General features: G+C 53.2%; 19 protein-coding genes. 12 read left to right on the top strand and 7 right to left on the bottom strand.

From position 1 onward, the window contains the following. Positions 1–62: 62 nt before the first annotated feature. Complete coding sequence (locus tag ACR1XV_RS16875) at positions 63–782, top strand: copper chaperone (protein WP_480533431.1); 720 nt, start codon at positions 63–65, stop codon at positions 780–782. A gap of 969 nt (positions 783–1,751) precedes the next feature. On the opposite strand, the gene ACR1XV_RS16880 is transcribed toward ACR1XV_RS16875, so the two are convergent. Genes ACR1XV_RS16880 through ACR1XV_RS16900 form a run of 5 tightly spaced genes read right to left on the bottom strand, consistent with a single transcriptional unit; the run spans position 1,752 to position 4,674 of the window. Continuing rightward, entirely contained in the window at positions 1,752–2,597 is an 846-nt protein-coding gene (locus tag ACR1XV_RS16880; protein ID WP_480533433.1) for a TauD/TfdA dioxygenase family protein, read from the bottom strand. A 53-nt stretch (positions 2,598–2,650) separates the two neighbouring features. Beyond that, positions 2,651–3,298 carry an MSMEG_1061 family FMN-dependent PPOX-type flavoprotein gene (locus ACR1XV_RS16885; RefSeq protein ID WP_480533435.1) on the bottom strand — a complete coding sequence of 216 codons (648 nt, stop codon included), beginning with the start codon at positions 3,296–3,298 and terminating at the stop codon, positions 2,651–2,653. Continuing rightward, a complete protein-coding gene (locus ACR1XV_RS16890; RefSeq protein WP_480533437.1) occupies positions 3,298–3,948 on the bottom strand; it encodes a glutathione S-transferase family protein in 651 nt (216 codons plus the stop codon). The genes ACR1XV_RS16885 and ACR1XV_RS16890 overlap by 1 nt, the downstream gene beginning before the upstream one ends. Further along, positions 3,935–4,309, bottom strand: a complete 375-nt coding sequence (locus ACR1XV_RS16895; RefSeq protein ID WP_480533439.1) for a carboxymuconolactone decarboxylase family protein — start codon at positions 4,307–4,309, stop codon at positions 3,935–3,937. The genes ACR1XV_RS16890 and ACR1XV_RS16895 overlap by 14 nt, the downstream gene beginning before the upstream one ends. Before the next feature lie 35 nt (positions 4,310–4,344). After that, positions 4,345–4,674, bottom strand: coding sequence for a hypothetical protein (locus tag ACR1XV_RS16900; RefSeq protein ID WP_480533441.1), 330 nt, complete (start codon positions 4,672–4,674; stop codon positions 4,345–4,347). A gap of 603 nt (positions 4,675–5,277) precedes the next feature. On the opposite strand from ACR1XV_RS16900, the gene ACR1XV_RS16905 reads away from it, so the two are divergent. The 6 genes from ACR1XV_RS16905 (at position 5,278) to ACR1XV_RS16930 (ending at position 9,853) form a co-directional block, all read left to right on the top strand. Next, positions 5,278–5,898 carry a glutathione S-transferase family protein gene (locus tag ACR1XV_RS16905; protein WP_480533443.1) on the top strand — a complete coding sequence of 207 codons (621 nt, stop codon included), beginning with the start codon at positions 5,278–5,280 and terminating at the stop codon, positions 5,896–5,898. Between the two features lie 37 nt (positions 5,899–5,935). Next, positions 5,936–6,604 (top strand): cupin domain-containing protein, encoded by a 669-nt coding sequence (locus tag ACR1XV_RS16910; protein WP_480533445.1) that lies wholly within the window; start codon positions 5,936–5,938, stop codon positions 6,602–6,604. Positions 6,605–6,607: 3 nt separating this feature from the next. Next, positions 6,608–7,291, top strand: coding sequence for an SDR family NAD(P)-dependent oxidoreductase (locus ACR1XV_RS16915; protein ID WP_480533447.1), 684 nt, complete (start codon positions 6,608–6,610; stop codon positions 7,289–7,291). Between the two features lie 3 nt (positions 7,292–7,294). Further along, entirely contained in the window at positions 7,295–8,356 is a 1,062-nt protein-coding gene (locus ACR1XV_RS16920) for a flavin monoamine oxidase family protein (RefSeq protein WP_480533449.1), read from the top strand. Between the two features lie 6 nt (positions 8,357–8,362). Then, positions 8,363–8,926, top strand: a complete 564-nt coding sequence (locus ACR1XV_RS16925; RefSeq protein ID WP_480533451.1) for a TetR/AcrR family transcriptional regulator — start codon at positions 8,363–8,365, stop codon at positions 8,924–8,926. A 69-nt stretch (positions 8,927–8,995) separates the two neighbouring features. After that, on the top strand, positions 8,996–9,853 hold the full coding sequence (locus ACR1XV_RS16930) for an SDR family oxidoreductase (RefSeq protein WP_480533453.1): 858 nt from the start codon (positions 8,996–8,998) through the stop codon (positions 9,851–9,853). 321 nt (positions 9,854–10,174) lie between these two features. Here ACR1XV_RS16930 and ACR1XV_RS16935 read toward each other — a convergent pair whose 3' ends face one another. Both ACR1XV_RS16935 and ACR1XV_RS16940 read right to left on the bottom strand, forming a co-directional pair. After that, entirely contained in the window at positions 10,175–10,573 is a 399-nt protein-coding gene (locus ACR1XV_RS16935) for a methylglyoxal synthase (RefSeq protein WP_480533455.1), read from the bottom strand. Beyond that, the gene (locus ACR1XV_RS16940; RefSeq protein ID WP_480533457.1) at positions 10,570–11,490 is read right to left on the bottom strand and encodes a GntR family transcriptional regulator; all 921 of its coding nucleotides are present in this window, start codon (positions 11,488–11,490) and stop codon (positions 10,570–10,572) included. Before ACR1XV_RS16940 ends, ACR1XV_RS16935 begins: the two co-directional genes overlap by 4 nt. Positions 11,491–11,873: 383 nt before the next feature. On the opposite strand from ACR1XV_RS16940, the gene ACR1XV_RS16945 reads away from it, so the two are divergent. From ACR1XV_RS16945 to ACR1XV_RS16965, 5 genes are all read left to right on the top strand, one after another. Then, a complete protein-coding gene (locus ACR1XV_RS16945) occupies positions 11,874–12,860 on the top strand; it encodes a Bug family tripartite tricarboxylate transporter substrate binding protein (protein WP_480533459.1) in 987 nt (328 codons plus the stop codon). Positions 12,861–12,932: 72 nt separating this feature from the next. After that, positions 12,933–13,364 (top strand): tripartite tricarboxylate transporter TctB family protein, encoded by a 432-nt coding sequence (locus ACR1XV_RS16950; RefSeq protein WP_480533461.1) that lies wholly within the window; start codon positions 12,933–12,935, stop codon positions 13,362–13,364. Positions 13,365–13,373: 9 nt separating this feature from the next. Further along, complete coding sequence (locus ACR1XV_RS16955) at positions 13,374–14,918, top strand: tripartite tricarboxylate transporter permease (RefSeq protein WP_480533463.1); 1,545 nt, start codon at positions 13,374–13,376, stop codon at positions 14,916–14,918. A gap of 50 nt (positions 14,919–14,968) precedes the next feature. Then, positions 14,969–16,054 (top strand): isocitrate/isopropylmalate dehydrogenase family protein, encoded by a 1,086-nt coding sequence (locus ACR1XV_RS16960; RefSeq protein ID WP_480533465.1) that lies wholly within the window; start codon positions 14,969–14,971, stop codon positions 16,052–16,054. Between the two features lie 84 nt (positions 16,055–16,138). Beyond that, positions 16,139–16,804 (top strand): aspartate/glutamate racemase family protein, encoded by a 666-nt coding sequence (locus ACR1XV_RS16965; RefSeq protein WP_480533467.1) that lies wholly within the window; start codon positions 16,139–16,141, stop codon positions 16,802–16,804. The last annotated feature ends 10 nt before the right edge of the window (positions 16,805–16,814 follow it).

Below are 16,814 nucleotides of genomic sequence, written 5' to 3' on the forward strand. Positions count from 1 at the left end.
CTTCGGTCCAGTGGCGGCCTCTGCTCGGCAAGACACGCAGGCCGTCAAAGGAAGGAACTGCGATGTACGCACTCGCAAAGGTAAAACTCCTCGACCTCGACCTTCTGTTTGTTGCTGGCGCCTGGGGAATACTGCTGCTGCTGCAACAAACAAACTACGCCATCTATCTTAACCATGGCGACTGGACCAAAGTCGGACTATTGGCCAGCATCTGCGGCTTCAATCTAGAGCAAGGCTGGATTGCCGGAGGGCTTGGGTTTCTCTCAAGCTGGCTATTGATGCTGGTTGCAATGATGGGACCCATAGCGTTCGTAAACCTCAGGCACCAAGGTCGGATGTCAGCAGGTGCCGTTTTGGGTTATGCTGTCCCATGGCTTTTGGCAGGGCTCGCATTTCACGCCTTCGGTTATTTGCTGCAAAGCTATGCTCAAACGTCTCCTTTCCTGTTCTTCAATGGATGGATTATCGGTGCCATCATGCTGCTGGCGATCGGGTTGTATCAGCTCAGCCCCATGAAATCGCAAAAGATGATTAGCCGGTTTAGTTCGTTGCGAAGCTCATTCATCGAAGGACTGCGTTACGGACTAAACTGTGTCCGACACTGTGGTCCTCTGATGTGTCTGATGTTCTTATTCTTTCCTGGAAGCTTGCTGTGGATGGCCGTGATTACCGGATTGATAACATTGGACCGTGGAAGCTTTGGAATGCACAAACTGCATAACGAGATTGGCATTGTGCTAATCGTGACGGCGGCGATTTTAACTGTTGTGAATACTGTTTGAACTGGGGGTGTGGTAGTTGGAGCGTCGTCAGGAAAACTCGTTAAATGGGTTAGTTCGGTATCGGAGATGGTCACTCGAGATCAAACTATACCTCAATGCCTAAAATCTGGCATCAAATTCCGATCTTTGTATCCGGACGTTGGCCGTGTATGACGCTCGGAACAACGGTCGCGGCACCGCAGGCACCACAATCAATAACGAAATAGGCAAGTCGCGCGATACCGAATTCAATCAGGATTCTCCTTCAGTTTTGTTGGTGTTGATTGCGGCATTCGCTTGTGATTGGAGCTGACGCGTCAGATACCAGCCATGAAAATTGATCAGCTTAGTGTTCTTGCGATACATGCCAAAGCCTTTTTTGTCCTAGGGCGTTAGAACCACTTTGAGTATCTCGGTAGTGCATGGCTCTCGAGATGTAAGTTCAGCCACGGAGCGATTTGGCGTACTTTTTCATACGGCAGCGGATCATTTGTATTTGGAACAAAGAGAAATCGGTCGTACTTTCCAAACACAAACTCAGCCATATGAGCGCGGCGGTCCAGTCCGTAAGCCTGCCAGATAAATTTCTCAAAGTATCAGCAAAAGTCGACCGTCGGATAAAGCGCGCCGATTTCATGTGCACCGATCCGAGCAAAAAGCGTTACCCAGAAAGAAGAGAATATAAGGTGCGCCGGGAATGCGTTCAACGTACCCTCCATAAGCCATCATCTCGTCCAATTTGCCTCCGGTGCCGCAGTACCCTTAACGCACATAGATTTTCTGATAGTTCGCTCGCTCTGTTATGATTTTTCGACGCAAGGTCTCAGAAATCGCCGCGGGGGATGGTGTAGTTTCGCAGGAAGGCCTGACGCATTCAGATGGGTCAGGCGGTTGACTTCGACCGCATCAAAGACTCTCGCGCTGGCGTGCTCAGGGTCGGAATCAAGCTCTGACCAGTGCCCCTTTTGGAGGTAAACGGCTGATCCGGTTCTAGCACGGTGCAGGGCCCGCAAAAGTGGTCCGGTACAACAACCGACGCATCCCGTCGTAGTCATTCGTTGCATAGTGCAAAGTCATGTGATTGTCCCAGATGGTGACATCCCCGGCTTGCCATTTCAGGCGACAGGAAAAGTCAGGCCGGGTAGCATGTTTATAGAGTGCTGCAAGGTAAGGTGCGCTTTCCTGTTCGGTCATGTCGGCAAAACGCACCACATAAACTGGGTTTATAAACAGCGCGCGACGCCCAGTTGCCGGATCGGTAATGACGGCGGGGTGCTGCACCTCTTTGTCTGCTTGGGGTTCGCCTCTAGTCATCTTGATCGAACTATTGGCCCGATCAACGCCGGGTGGGGCGTGGCGAACACCGTATGGTTTGCCTACATGAACGGCCATACGACAATCGACAAAAGACCTGAGATCAGGTGGTAGGCTTTCATACGCAGCAGTCTGATCCGACCAGACCGTATCGCCGCCGACTTTTGGGATTTCGATGGCATTCAGAACTGACCCCGCAGGTGGGCTGCGAAGAAAACTGAAATCAGTATGCCATTCGCCGCCAAAAACACCGGTGTTCTGTTCATGCGCCTCTTTGAGCACCGCAATCACATGAGGGTCGCCCGCCAATGGCTGTACATAGGGTAACTGCATCAAGTTACCAAATATTGAAGTCAATCGCTTTTGCGCTTCGATATCCAGATGTTGCCCGGGCAGTACGATCATATGATGCGCGCCAAGCGCCCCCTTCAAGGCAGACGATATGGCTGGTGTAATCGAGTCCTTTAGATCTACACCTGTGATTTGCGCACCAATAAATCCTGTTATTTTGGTGACTTGCATAGCTCATTCGTTTTCTAGATGGACAGCTAGTGATCAGGTGATCTTCTCTAGGGCTAGTACATGTTATCATTTATGTCAGCTTCAATCCGTTGATCCTGCGCGTCCCAATCCGATTTGGATACCTTAAGATGGCTCATCATCAGTTCGACAAGGCTCGGAGCAGATTTTCGGTCGATCTGAGCTTCGGTGCCCCACAAGCCGGCACGACGGATCGCTTTAGAACAATGGCCAAAAGCTTCTTCGATCTCAACTAGTAAACCAACCTTTGGCACTCGCCCCTTGATAGCTGAACCCTTCAAGAGATCTGGGTCTGTTGTTACCAGAGCATTTCCATTCACCCGCACTGTGTCGAAAACACCAGGGATCAAAAACAGAACAGAAACCGGCGGATCTTCCAGCACATTGCAAAACGTATCAAATCGCTGATTGCCTGGTCGATCCGGGATGAGCAACAGCCCAGGGTCAATAATGTCGACAAAGCCTGGCCTGTCACCTCGCGGGGATATATCGGTTTTCCCGCGCGCATCCTGCGAAGATACCACACAAAAGGGCGATAGCCCGACAAACCGCTGCATTGGCTCGCTTAGCATGGGCGCCGACTTGGCATAAATTGCCGGTCCGGTGTCACCAAACCTTTCCCGGAAATCTGATACATCTCTGACAATGAAATCCTGCCGGATTCTATCTTTGCACGATCCCATCAGGCGTTCTCCGTTATATCTTGAAGAGCAAAGGCGCAACTTGGCCGCCGAAACATTTCCTGTCTCCACGCAAGCAGTGCGGTACATTCTTTGGGGACCATTACTTTTGGAAATGCCTCTGAAAAGTTCAGTCCGGTGAATACTGTAATGTCGGCCATTGAGAACGCCTTACCCGCCACAAAGGGATGGGCTTTAAGCACCTCGTTGAAATAGCGCATCCCATCCAGCGTCTTTTCCTTGTGCATCTGCCCCCAACCCTTGTACTGGTGCAACTCAATTGCTGGTCCGAAACCCGGTGTAGCGTGATGGAAAAATGTTCCGATCGCATCCACGATCTTCTGCTCTCCCCTCCGCTGCATCATATGGATGATGGCACGGTCTTGTGGGTCACGTCCGGTGAGGATTGTTCCTTCAAATTGATGGTCGAGGTACTCAGTGATCGCGGTTGTCTCGGAAATCGCAACGCCGTTGTCCAACTCCAACAGCGGGATGGTGACAGAGGGATTCTTGGCCCGAAAACTGGGTGTGCGATGTTCACCCTTCCATAGGTCCACTTGAATGATCTCGACCTGATCCAGAATGCCTTTTTCATCCAGCGCTATGCGAACACGATCAGGGTTGGGCAGACCTTTGCTGTCATAAAATTTCAAACCACTGTCCTTCTCTATTGCGGGCATGCAAGGCCCTGTGACGATTCCGCACTGAAATTAGCCGGAAGTCGGGTGGGTTCCGTGAGTCAGAACCACCGGAGTGTGGAGCGGGGGCAATAAATACAACTTCTGCCGCTTCTTGTTTACCAACGCCTACCGCGGTTGCCGCCATACGATGGGCTTCAAGGCAGTATCTGCATTGTGTCGTCAGCGTGGCTGCCCGCGCCATCAATTTTTTGTTCTTCTTTGATGTTGCAACGTCTCTGAGCGTAGCACAATCCAAAGCTTTGAAAGTAAACTTGGGTTCAGAGGTGGCCTTTGCCAGACTGCGGATTTTCTTGAGGTTCGCAAAATCAAACATGGCGTGCTCCATTTCCAATTTGATTTTCTTAGAAGCTACCTATTGATAGGTAAGTGGAAATCAATCGCCATGTCCAGAAAAACATTGGTCATGCGCGAAACTACGCACATGTTGAGTAACGTTGATCGGTGACAGATGCCTTTTCCGGAGGGCAGCTCAAAAATGTAAGTTCTAACAAAACTGAGAATATTCAGGCCGCTCATGCAACAGCGGTCGCTTTGTTGCACGGCGAACGTGCTGGCGAAGCGCAAGCGATAACCCTGACCGTGCTGGACATAGTCGTGCCTTTTCTTTTGGGGGTCCGACATGGACGGGCATAACTCTGTCGACAACGAATTTGAGGAAAAAGATACAAAATCAATCATTTAATTTTTCCACGAGACCCAATATTGCTTTGTTTCCGTGGCAGTCATACAGGACAAACACTGGGCCGGTTTTACATATGCTATGGCGCGCATGGACACAGTTGATGATTCTCGTTTCAAGACGCCGGAATTGCGCGAAGTGAATCACAACGCACGATTGCAATTGACGCAAGTTCTTTTGCGGCCATTAGGCGTTTCAGGACGCCATAGGCCTGTTAGATACCGGAGGCGTGCCCTGTGCACCGATTCCGACCCGCACGCAGATGCGTGTGCACCCACAAATTAACACTAATAAAACCCTGCCGGAGTATGATCATTCTGGGGTTGGCTGGCTGAGATAGACAAATGCTGCCACTCGGTTCTCGAGAACTCTGGCCGCAGCACGCTTTGTTACCTTGGTTTATGGCGCTGACACCGAATCTGTTCCGGCTAAATTCGGTGTCAGGAAGTGATTCAGCGCCAGATAGACCCCGAGAAACCACCAGAGAGATTTGAATTTAATGTGTTTGTCTTTTTATCGAAAAGAACGAAAAAAGGTTGCAAAGATCTCTACCTATCAATAGGTAGAAATTGTTAAACATAACCCCTGACAGAGGTACTCAGATGAAAATCTATGACGTTGAAGGTTTCCCGAACCCCGCCCGTGTCCGAATTGCGCTGGCCGAAAAAGGCGCATCGGACAAAGTAGAGTTCATACCTGTGGATGTGATGGGAGGCGAACATCGCACACCTGAGTTCAGAGCCAAGAACCCCGATGCAGCCGTTCCCTGTTTGGAATTGGAAGACGGATCACACATCGCGCAGTGCAACGCAATTACTGAATATATCGATGCCACATTTGACGGCCCGTCCCTAACCGGTGAAACCCCGAAAGAGCGTGCGCAAATCTCGATGATGAACTTGCGTGCCGAAAATGGTCTGCTGAACGCGGTCGGCACCTATTTCCACCATGCCACACCTGGCCTCGGCCCGGATCTGGAAACCTATCAATGCGCCGAATGGGGCAACAAACAGAAAGAGGTTGCCGGGAACACCATGGCCTATCTGGATGCGGTACTGGCCGAAAACGAATATCTGGCAGGCGACAACTTTTCGGTCGCGGATATCACCGCCTTTGCCGGGCTGGCCTTTGCCGATTTCGCCAAAGTTGAAATCCCTGAAAGCCTGACCAACCTTCAGGCATGGCGTGCTAAAATAGCCGCGCGCCCGTCGATCGCCGCCTGAGAAAGACCTGCCACTTAAGTCGAAAGGACATTTCACAATGGAACTCAACTCGGATTTCTCCACCCGCGTCGTTGTTCACTCGGATCAGCTTGAGTGGCAGGCTTCACCCATGAAAGGTGTCGACCGACGCATGCTGGACCGGATCGGCGGCGAAGTTGCGCGCGCCACCACGATTGTTCGCTATGCGCCAGGCAGCAAGTTTTCGGCTCATACCCACACCGGTGGCGAAGAATTTATAGTGCTGGACGGCGTCTTTCAGGATGAGCACGGCGATTTTCCCGAAGGCACTTATGTGCGAAATCCTCCGACAACAGCGCATACACCCGGTTCGGAGCCCGGCTGCACGATCTTTGTCAAACTTTGGCAGTTCGACATGGATGACCGAAATCAATTCAGAAAAACCATGGCTGACGAACTGGCCGCGCCGGTAAACGGAGTTGCGACTGCGACCTTGCACAAGGATGACCGCGAGGTTGTCACATACAGCCATCTTGATGCGGGGGCCGAGATGACATCGAATGCACCCGGGGGCATCGAACTTTTGATGATTGACGGGTCGCTGACATCAGGTGGTGATGTCTTGCAAAAGAACGACTGGTTGCGTCTGCCCGAAGGCGAAGTGCTGTCGGTCGTTGCAGGTCCGGAAGGGGCGAAGGTCTGGATGAAGACCGGCCACCTGCCCTTTGCCCAGGCACCGAAGGCGTAAATCATGAGTGCCGACAAACCTCTGGCGCTTGTCGCCGGTGCCGGTGCTGGTCTTGGTCAATCCCTTCTTGCGCGCTTTCAGGCGGGCGGTATGACCGCGGTTGGTCTCGGCCGAACGCAGCCGGCCCATACGACAGCGCCGTTTCGTCAGATCGATCTGTCCAATCCAGATGCCGTTGCCCCGGTGATTTCTGAACTGATCGCCGCTCACGGCCCGCCAAAGATCGTTGTGCACAACACGGCAGAACTGTTGATTGCGCCATTCCAAGAAACGACATTGGAAGACTATCAAAGAACGTGGACATCGATGGTCCAGTCGCTGGTCGTACTGGGGCAATCCGTTCTGCAACCGATGGTGCGCGGTGGTGGTGGCGCGCTGATTGTGTCTGGCGCCACGGCATCACTGCGGGGCGGTCTACGGTTTTCCGCTTTTGCGTCTGCGAAATTCGCGCTGCGCGGGCTGACCCAATCGTTGGCGCGCGAGTACCAGCCGGCCGGTGTGCATGTCTCTCACGTCATTCTGGACGGGATTATCGATACGCCCCGCTCAAGGGATCTGCACTCTCTGGACCCGTCGAAGATGATGAAACCGGACGAAATCGCCGAGGCCTATTGGCAACTGGCCCATCAACCGCAATCCACCTGGACCCATGAGCTGGACCTGCGCCCCGCTTCCGAAGGGTTCTAAGCGATGCGAACAGACACGCTGATCATTGGCGCGGGCCTCTCCGGGCTCAGCCTTGCCAATCAGTTTGGCGGGCAAAACCAAGACTATCTTTTGGTTGAGGCACGTGATCGCCCGGGTGGGCGTATCCTGACGGAAAAGCTGGACGGCGGGTATTTTGACATGGGTCCGGCGTGGTTCTGGCCTGGACAGCCGCGCATCGCCGCGATGATAAAACGGCTGGGGCTGGAATGGTTCGAGCAGCATGCGACGGGCACGCTTAGCTTTGAGGATCAAAACGGCCAGGTCGAACGTGGCCTCGGCTTTGCCTCGATGCAGGGGTCTTATCGCCTCAAGGGCGGGCTGGAGACCTTAACGGATGCGCTAGCTGCGCAGATACCGGAAAAACAGCTGATGCTGTCAACGCCAATTGTTGCTTTGGAAAAATCTGCGACCGGGATCACTGCGACCACGGACTCCGGTCAGATCATTCGCGCACGTGAGATTGTGTTGGCCCTGCCGCCAAGGGTTGCTACCAAGATCGCATTTTCCCCGGCCCTGCCCACCGAAACGCTGGCCGCCATGACCGGGATCGCCACCTGGATGGCAGGTCAGGCCAAGGCCCTTGCCGTTTACGACACCCCTTTTTGGCGCGACGCCGGGTTGTCCGGTGACGCCATGAGCCGCCGCGGTCCAATGGTGGAAATCCACGACGCATCACCGGCCGAAGGTGGACCCTACGCGCTTTTCGGCTTCATTGGCGTCCCGCCGCAGTCCCGCCAAGACGAAGGCCGACTACGGCACGCTCTGACAGAACAACTAACGCGGATCTTTGGGCCTGAAGCGGCAGCGCCCAAAGCACTGTTCGTCAAAGATTGGGCCTTTGATCCCTTCACCTCTATCGAAGAGGACCAACAGCCGCTATACGCTCATCCGCAATACGGGCTGCCGCATGCATTGGCGCGCCTTTGGGAGGGTCGTGTGATCTTTGCCGGAACCGAGGTCGCGCCACAGTTTGGCGGATACCTTGAGGGCGCGCTTGAGGCAGCAGAAAACGCGATGGCCCAGGTCGTGACGGAAAGGGTTTGAACACGAATGACGAATGACACCAAGACTGCCTTACTGGATGTTGCCGAACACGCCGCACGCGCGCGCGGGTTTGACGGGTTCAGCTATGCCGATCTGGCCGAGGCCGTGGGTATTCGCAAAGCTTCGATTCACTACCATTTCCCGACCAAAGCCGCTCTGTCAGCGGCATTGATGGACCGCTATCACCAGACACTTGAGGCCGAATGCGATCGCATCCGGAAGGACCATAAAACCGGCTCCCAGCAATTATTGGCCCTGATTGGCCTCTACCGGGATGCGCTCAACGACGGAAAGACGTTGTGCCTGTGCGTGTCGCTGATCAGTAGCCGCGAAAGCTTGTCGGAAGATGTCATCCAAAAAATCAGAACGTTTCGTGCCATGATGGTCACGCAGATCGAAGCGATCCTGACGCTTGGCCAAGATGACAAGTCCATTTTCGGCGTCACCGATTCCGCCGCCGAGGCCCGGGCAGTACTGGCCCTTCTGGAAGGTGCGCATCTGACCGCGCGCGCCGAAGAAAACGTGGCAACTTTTGACGAAGCATTGAGCGTTCTAAAGTCTCGCTGTTGACGTAGCACCCGCCTCAGCAGATCGTGGAAACATGCAATTGACACGTTTCTGCCATTCGGAGCCTTCCTAATGTCCAAAGTCATTCTGATCACCGGGACATCAACCGGCCTTGGAGTTCAAATTGCCGTACAAGCCGCACAGGCCGGCCATACGGTTTATGCCACCATGCGTAATCTTGCCAAACGGGATACTCTGGATGCCGCTGCCTCTGAGGCAGGCGTCATACTCAACGTGCTTGAATTGGACGTTCAAGACAGTGCCAGCGTAAACGCCGCCGTCGATCAGATCATCGCCGCCGAAGGACGGATCGACACATTGATCAACAACGCAGGCGCTGGGTTTGTGCGAACAACCGAACAGGCTAGCGAAGAAGACGTTGCCTGGGTTATGGATGTGAATTTCATGGGCGTTGTGCGCTGCACAAAAGCAGTGATGCCACATATGCGCGTTGCGCGCTCGGGCCACGTCATTACGATCTCTTCCGTTGGTGGCCTTGTGGGTCAACCGTTCAACGAAATCTACTGCGCCGCAAAATTCGCCGTGGAGGGGTATACTGAAGCCCTGGCCTGCTATGTCTCGCCGAATTTCGGAATCCATTTCTCAGCTGTTGAACCTGGCGGCATTCAATCGGAATTTGTCGCTAATGTGTTGAAGCACGTCGAAACAACCGGCGGGATGCTTGATGACGAATATCTGCCCATTCTTCAGAAGTACATTGGTAGCGCGCAAAGCCGAGTGGAAGGAAGTGATGTCTATCAGACCTCTGAACAAGTTGCCTCAGTCGTTTTGGACGTGGTCGAGGCTTCTGACCCTCCGATCCGCATACGGACTTCGAATTGGAGCGAAGATTTTACACGCCTTAAAACCGTTGCTGACCCCGATGGCAAAAAGCAACAAGTTGCGGTGATCAAACAGTTCCTGAGCTGATTTTAGGTTATTCTTGTGAGGTTGCATGGAGCATGGCAGCGTTAACCAGACTGCCGCGAGTCTCAGAGCTGCAACATCTCATTCGGCCTTTTCTGGAGTATTGCGAATAAGCAGTATGCCATAAGGGATTGCTTGCTCTCAGAAATGGTTTTGATCGAATCTGGTCGGTGTCGTTGCGAAGTTATACGAAACATGGGTTACAAGCGCCTTGGGCGATACCCCGGCCGGGATTGGGGTAGGGGTGAGCCCACCTTGATCCCGAAAAACGCAATCACCCTAACAGCTACGTCCGGTTTGCTCGTACCGCAATTTGATTGACACTCATAGTTTTTCACCGCGCATAACAGCCGATGCAGTTTCTTCGTTTATCGCTAAAACAGTGTTATAAAGGGTCGCCAGCCTGAGAAGCGATTTTACATCGACGTCGTGTGGCAATGCTGATAGGGGATCAATGAAAAAGATCAGTGCGTCGAGCTTCCCTTCGGCAATCATAGCGCCGATTTGAGCGTCGCCTCCCAACGGACCACTTTTGAGACGCTTAATAGGTACGCCAACTTCATCCGCAATTCGCCCGCCGGTCGTGCCAGTCCCAAAAAGCTCCATTTTGCTCAGTGCGGTTTTGTGGGATTTGGCCCATTCGACCATTGTGTCTTTCATCTGATCATGCGCCACAAGCGCGACTCGTTTGCGGCCGTTTGGACCGTCGCTCCCATTGCTCATGGTGCTTTCCTCGGTGTTGAAGTGTCCGTAGCCCAACTCCATGCCAGCGGAGACTTACGCTTAAGTGCGCCACTCAAATGCTGTCGCATTCTGTAGGAGGCATCCACGGTATTGCCGGATTCGAGGAGTGTAAGGATCTCAAGATGCTCAGTACATTGCTCTATCAATCGTTGATGGTTCACCTCGGCTCGGTACTCCATGAGGCGTCGCATTCTATTCACGCGTTGGAGTGCCATGAGAAAGAACGGGTTTCCGGACAACTTGATGAGCTCCTCATGGAACAAAGCCCCACTTTCTAGCAGCGCTTCTCCATTCACGGCGTCCATATCCATATCAAGCATTCCCTGCTGAATACGCCGCTGTTCATCCAGGACTTTGTGATCGAGTTCAAACGAGGGCTCCAGCATGGCGGCCGGCTCTATCGCCATTCTAAACCGGTAAATCTCATCAAATGCCTCGGGCGTTTTTGCAACCGGAAGAAACCGCCAGCCGTAGCCTTCTTTGCGCTCAGCCCAACCTTCTCGAGAAGCGCGGATCAACAGTTCTCCGACCTTAGCTTTAGTCCAGCCGTATTTCTGCTTTAAGAACTGCTCAGTAATTTCTTCCGGAATTTCATTTGTTAGCCAATCGTTTGCAAGCAGTTGGTATTCGTCCAGCTCGCTCGGGTCGACAGTATCCAGGTTTTCTTTAATGGCTGGAGGCAACTTGTCGGCCACAAAGTACCCGCGGTTTTCCAAGCGGATGAGAACATCTTTTTCCTCCAAGGATATCAGCGCCTCGCGCACTGGGGTTCTGGATACGCCATACCTGTCGGCGACTTGCTGAGCGCTTATGTGCTGGCCACCTTCAAGTGTACCCGCAACGATATCATGCAGAAGACGGTTTGATATCTTCTTTGACAATTCGCTGGCCCGCATCGGTCTGCCTGACTCCTCTTGCCGCTCTCACCTACCTAGATTGCATCTGACAGCTAACATACAGCCAAATTTTAGGTTTTCTATACGTAAAAAGCCAAAGATGGGCGAGTTTTACACTGCTGCGACGATGATGCTCGCGTAAAATAGATTGGTTTTATGACTATTTGAGCGAAATTTTTTCTTTTTAGGTGAGTGTCGAAGTTCCTGTAATACACAATAAAACATGTACTTAAGAAGTATTGGGGGCAGCACGTTCAATTAATTTGGTTTTTTAAATATTAAAAAGCAAAATAAGATTGGCTTTTTGTGCTCCAATATGCAATCAAAATAGCCAGTGCGGGATTCGCGCTGAAAAACACTTGGAAAACTGGGGAGGATTACCCGTGTTCATAAAATTTACTCGCATCGGCGTCATAGCTGCTGCGGCAGCCGTTGCCGGCGTGACTGGCGCGTCCGCCGAATTCAAAGCTGAAAGCCCGCAATGCATTGCGCCCTCAAATCCCGGTGGGGGATGGGACTTCATCTGTCGCACAACAGCAAAGTACCTTTTCGATCTCGGGATCATCGAAGACTCGATGCAGGTTACCAATATGAGCGGTGGGGGCGGCGGAGTTGCGTTCGCGCATGTCACGAAAGAGCGCAACGAAGACAACAACCTCATCGTTGCAGCCTCTATGAGTACCAGCGCTCGAATTGCGCAGGGCATTTACGAAGGTGCCCAACAGGATGACGTGCACTTTCTTGCCACTTTCGGAGCTGAATATGGCGCCATCGCCGTGCCCGCAGACTCTAAGTACACCTCTCTGTCTCAGATGATGGAGGACATTGTCGCTGATCCAAAGTCAGTTGGGATCGCGGGTGGTTCGTCTGTGGGCAGTTTTGACCACATCAAGCCCATGTTGGTCGCCCGCGAAGCCGGCCTCGAAGATGTAACCCAGATGAAATATGTATCGTTCGATGGTGGCGGTGAAGCCATGACTGGCCTGCTTTCTGGTTCGGTCGAGGCGCTGTCTGGAGACTTCTCCGAGATGCTGGGTTTCCTGGAGTCCGGTGATATCCGTGTAATATCGGTCCTGGCCCCTGAACGTCTGAAGAACTATCCAGATATTCCTACTGCAAAAGAGGAAGGCTTCGACGTCGTTGGCGCGAACTGGCGCGGCCTTTACATGCCAGCTGGAGCAACTGACGAATCCAAAGAGTTCTGGAAAAACGCGATCATTACGTTGACCGAGGATCCTGGCTTCCAGGCAGAGTTAGAAGCAGCTGCCATTGAGCCGTTCAACAACTTTGGCGACGACATGTACACCTTTGTTGAGGGCAGTATTGCGGACGTGACCAAGCTCTCGAAAGAGATCGGTATCATCCAATAAATGTCATGCGTGCCCAACCGGTCGCATCTGGTTGGGCACCTAAAAGAAATTCCGGAAATCTGGGAGGAAACTATGAGTGACCGCATCTTCGGCGGTTTCGGGCTGGCCCTTGCGATATTCTATATTTGGGCCGCATCGATCATCAAAGACAGTTTCATGGTAGATGTCGTAGGTCCGCGCGCCTTTCCTTACATCGTGGGCACCGTGTTAGGCCTTACGTCGCTCTATTTCATAATCCGCCCGGATGAAGAGCCTAAGTGGCCAAGGTTGCGCGACTTTGCCGAGATATTGGTCGCCACTGCCGTGATGTTTCTGTACGCTTGGTCTCTTTCCGAGATTGGGTTTGTTATCGCGACAACCTTTGCGACTGCATACCTAACCTGGCGACTGGGAACCGCTCCGCTGTGGTCGCTCGTCGTAGGCCTACTGACTGCCGTCGGTATCTACGTCGTTTTTCACCTAATCCTAGGCCTTGCTTTGGCCGAAGGACCATTGGGGTTCTGAGGGGTCGCCATGGAAACGCTTGCACTTCTTGTTGATGGATTCTCGGTTGCGTTGTCACCGCAAAATTTGTTCCTTGCTGTCGTTGGATGCTTCCTCGGCACTTTGATGGGAGCATTGCCTGGCTTGGGCCCGGCAAATGGGGTCGCGATCCTCATTCCGATTGCCTTCTCGCTCGGTCTTGGACCCATCCCATCTCTCATCCTTCTTACAAGTGTCTACTACGGCGCCATGTACGGAGGCCGAATTAGTTCGATCTTGCTAAACATCCCGGGCGATGAACCCGCGATGATGACGTGCCTCGATGGATATCCGATGGCAAAGAACGGTCAGGCCGGCGAAGCCTTGTCTTTAGGGGGCATCGCATCTTTCATTGGGGCGTTTGTCGCAACAATTGGCTTGGTGATTTTGGCACCACAGTTGGTAAAAATCGCGCTGCTTTTCGGACCAGCGGAGTACTTTGTCCTCTTTACAGTCGCATTTGCGACTCTGGGTGGTGTGTCCTCTACGAACCAAGCCAAGTCTGCTTTCGCGGCTGCACTAGGACTGGGTATCGCGATGATTGGCAGTGATAGCCAAACAGGATCGCAGCGCTTCACTTTTGGTGAAATCCATCTGTTCGACGGCATCGACTTCTTGATCGCTATCGTTGGATTGTTCGCACTGAGTGAAGTGTTGATTTTTCTCGAACATCACCGTGGCGGTGCCGTTGGATCAGCTGGCGCGACGAAAGTTGGGCGCATCTTGCCAGACTTCGGCATGATCAAGCGTTGCTTGCCTTCAATCGCTCGCGGCACTGGTCTTGGTTTCTTCTCAGGCGTCTTGCCAGGTGCCGGAGCATCGCTGGGGTCATTCCTTGCGTACTCGCTGGAGAAACAAAGCGTCGACCGCGATGGGAAATCCTTTGGAAAGGGTGATCCACGCGGTGTCGCAGCTCCGGAGGCAGGCAATAATGCGGCCGCTGGAGGCGCGTTGGTGCCGATGCTTTCGTTGGGCGTACCGGGCTCGGGGACTACCGCCGTTCTGTTGGCTGTTTTGCTGCAACTTAACATTACCCCGGGACCATTGCTCTTTACAAAGAATCCGGACGTGGTTTGGGGGCTGATCGCGGCCTTGTTCATCGGTAACATCATCCTGCTTTTGATGAACGTTCCGTTGGTCGGGTTGTTCACGCGCGTGTTGCTGGTGCCGACGCGCATTCTGATGCCTGTCGTCGCCATGATCTCGTTCGTTGGGATTTACTCGATAACGGGCTCCACCTTCGATGTAATGCTCATGGTTGGTTTCGGTTTTGCAGGCTGGCTTCTACGCAAGCTCGACGTGCCGCTGGTGCCAGTCATCCTGGGCATCCTTCTTGGCAACCAGATGGAAGTGAACCTTCGCCGCGCAATGACGATTTCGGACGGGGATTGGCTGGCGCTGGTGGGAAGCCCCCTCGCAATAATCCTCTGGCTTATCGCAATCGCCGGTTTCGTATTGCCCATGTTTGTTGGCCGTCGGGTTAAGGACCGCATGGATGCGCAGCGCCATGACGAAGAGGCATCGGTGGGGGATTAAACCCACCGGAATTCAAGAATGACTGGCTTCGGCCAACAAGGAGACAAATGATGCGTATCATGACATTGCCCTGCGATGGCATCGGGCCTGAAATCATGGCGGCGACTTTGGAAGTCGTGGAGGCCGCCAACAAGAAGTACGATCTGGGATTGACGTTTGAAGAAGAGGAGTCTGGTTTTACCAGCCTCAAGAACCACGGCATCACTCTACGTGACGACGTGCTGGAACGTGCACGAACTGAGTTTGATGGGGTCATTTTAGGGACGCAGTCCCATATGGACTACCCGCCGGTCGTTGAAGGTGGTCGCAACGTTTCGGCCGGGTTCCGTATCGGCCTCGATCTTTATGCGAATGTGCGGCCGGCTCGGAGCCGTGACTTTTTACCGAACAAAGCGCCTGGGATGGATCTTGTGATCATGCGTGAGGCGACAGAGGGCTTCTATCCTGACCGCAACATGTACCAGGGCGTCGGAGAAATGATGCCCGATCCGGACATGGCTTTGTCGGTTCGCAAAATTACGCGACACGGATCAATGCGGATTTGCAGAGAGGCTTTCAAACTGGCCATGCAACGGAAGAAGAAAGTCGCCGCGATACACAAGGCTAACTCTTTCCTCATGACCGACGGCCTGTTCCTGGAATGCTTTCGCGAGGTGGCGAAGGACTACCCTGAAGTCGAAACCGAAGAGTTGATTGTCGACGCATTTGCAGCCCTGCTGGTTCGAAAACCATACGAATATGATGTTGTCGTCGCGACTAATTTCTACGGCGATATTCTCTCGGACCTTGCCTCTGAATTGTCGGGATCCTTGGGGCTCGCTGGGTCGATCAATGCAAACGCCGAAACGGGCCTTTGCTGCGCACAAGCACAGCATGGTTCTGCCCCTGACATCCAAGGGCAAAACGTTGCGAACCCGACATCACTTATTCTCTCCGCCGCTATGATGCTCATCTGGCTCGGAGAGCAGAGGGGAAGTCCGAAGCTTATGGAGGCTGGGCAAGCCATTGCGGATGCAGTTGATGCCATCATCGATGATCCTGCAAAGCGCACCCGAGACCTTGGTGGCACCGTAAAAACCGACACCTTCGGGACGCTTGTGGCCGAAATGGTCTCAAAGGAAACGATCCCGGCGTGATTGCATCTCCCGGTGGGCAAGCGTGCCCACATCAACTGGTGGCGCTGCTTTTTGCGGCGTCACCCGTCTTGAGCTGGAGCAATTATGAAACGACCAAGATTAGCGTTGATACATGCAACCCGCGTTGCGATTGATCCAATCGAAGATGCTGCGCGGGAGCACTGGCCGGAAGCGGAAACCATTTCGATCCTAGAAGAAGGGTTGTCTTTTGACAGGTCTAAGCAAGTCGAATTGTCCGCCGATCTTTTTCGGCGTATCGTAGATCTTTGCCGTTATGCGGAAGGCGCTGACGCAGATGGAGTGCTGTTCACTTGCTCGGCATTCGGGGCCGCAATCGAAAGAGCAAATTTCGAAGCGCTCATCCCAGTCATGAAGCCGAATGAAGCAATGTTCGATGCGGCTTTCTCATATGGTGACCGCATCGCAATGATTTATACATTTCCTCCAGCTGCGGCAGGTATGGAAGAGGAATTTCTAGATGCTGCCAGGGCGCGTGGCAGCAATGCGGAGATTACGTCATACTATTGCTCTGGCGCATTGGCGGCAAAGCGAGCAGGCGACGAAGATCAACACAACCTCCTGATTGCGGAGACCGCATCAAGTATCAGCGACGCCGACGTTATTCTGCTAGCCCAGTTTTCGATGTCTGACGCCGTTGAGGATGTCCGTAAGACAGTACAGGTTCCAGTGTTGACTAGTCCACAGGCGGCGATTCACGAAATCCGACGGCGCGTCGAAGGCAATCAGTGATGGAGGTTCA

This window comes from Ruegeria sp. AD2(2025) (genome assembly GCF_056542385.1).

Bases quoted from the DNA above. Each gene is read 5' to 3' on its own strand.
- ACR1XV_RS16875 (WP_480533431.1), top strand. From the start codon at position 63: ATGTACGCACTCGCAAAGGTAAAACTCCTCGACCTCGACCTTCTGTTT.
- ACR1XV_RS16880 (WP_480533433.1), bottom strand. From the start codon at position 2,597: ATGCAAGTCACCAAAATAACAGGATTTATTGGTGCGCAAATCACAGGT.
- ACR1XV_RS16885 (WP_480533435.1), bottom strand. From the start codon at position 3,298: ATGGGATCGTGCAAAGATAGAATCCGGCAGGATTTCATTGTCAGAGAT.
- ACR1XV_RS16895 (WP_480533439.1), bottom strand. From the start codon at position 4,309: ATGTTTGATTTTGCGAACCTCAAGAAAATCCGCAGTCTGGCAAAGGCC.
- ACR1XV_RS16900 (WP_480533441.1), bottom strand. From the start codon at position 4,674: ATGATTGATTTTGTATCTTTTTCCTCAAATTCGTTGTCGACAGAGTTA.
- ACR1XV_RS16905 (WP_480533443.1), top strand. From the start codon at position 5,278: ATGAAAATCTATGACGTTGAAGGTTTCCCGAACCCCGCCCGTGTCCGA.
- ACR1XV_RS16910 (WP_480533445.1), top strand. From the start codon at position 5,936: ATGGAACTCAACTCGGATTTCTCCACCCGCGTCGTTGTTCACTCGGAT.
- ACR1XV_RS16915 (WP_480533447.1), top strand. From the start codon at position 6,608: ATGAGTGCCGACAAACCTCTGGCGCTTGTCGCCGGTGCCGGTGCTGGT.
- ACR1XV_RS16920 (WP_480533449.1), top strand. From the start codon at position 7,295: ATGCGAACAGACACGCTGATCATTGGCGCGGGCCTCTCCGGGCTCAGC.
- ACR1XV_RS16925 (WP_480533451.1), top strand. From the start codon at position 8,363: ATGACGAATGACACCAAGACTGCCTTACTGGATGTTGCCGAACACGCC.
- ACR1XV_RS16930 (WP_480533453.1), top strand. From the start codon at position 8,996: ATGTCCAAAGTCATTCTGATCACCGGGACATCAACCGGCCTTGGAGTT.
- ACR1XV_RS16935 (WP_480533455.1), bottom strand. From the start codon at position 10,573: ATGAGCAATGGGAGCGACGGTCCAAACGGCCGCAAACGAGTCGCGCTT.
- ACR1XV_RS16940 (WP_480533457.1), bottom strand. From the start codon at position 11,490: ATGCGGGCCAGCGAATTGTCAAAGAAGATATCAAACCGTCTTCTGCAT.
- ACR1XV_RS16950 (WP_480533461.1), top strand. From the start codon at position 12,933: ATGAGTGACCGCATCTTCGGCGGTTTCGGGCTGGCCCTTGCGATATTC.
- ACR1XV_RS16955 (WP_480533463.1), top strand. From the start codon at position 13,374: ATGGAAACGCTTGCACTTCTTGTTGATGGATTCTCGGTTGCGTTGTCA.
- ACR1XV_RS16960 (WP_480533465.1), top strand. From the start codon at position 14,969: ATGCGTATCATGACATTGCCCTGCGATGGCATCGGGCCTGAAATCATG.
- ACR1XV_RS16965 (WP_480533467.1), top strand. From the start codon at position 16,139: ATGAAACGACCAAGATTAGCGTTGATACATGCAACCCGCGTTGCGATT.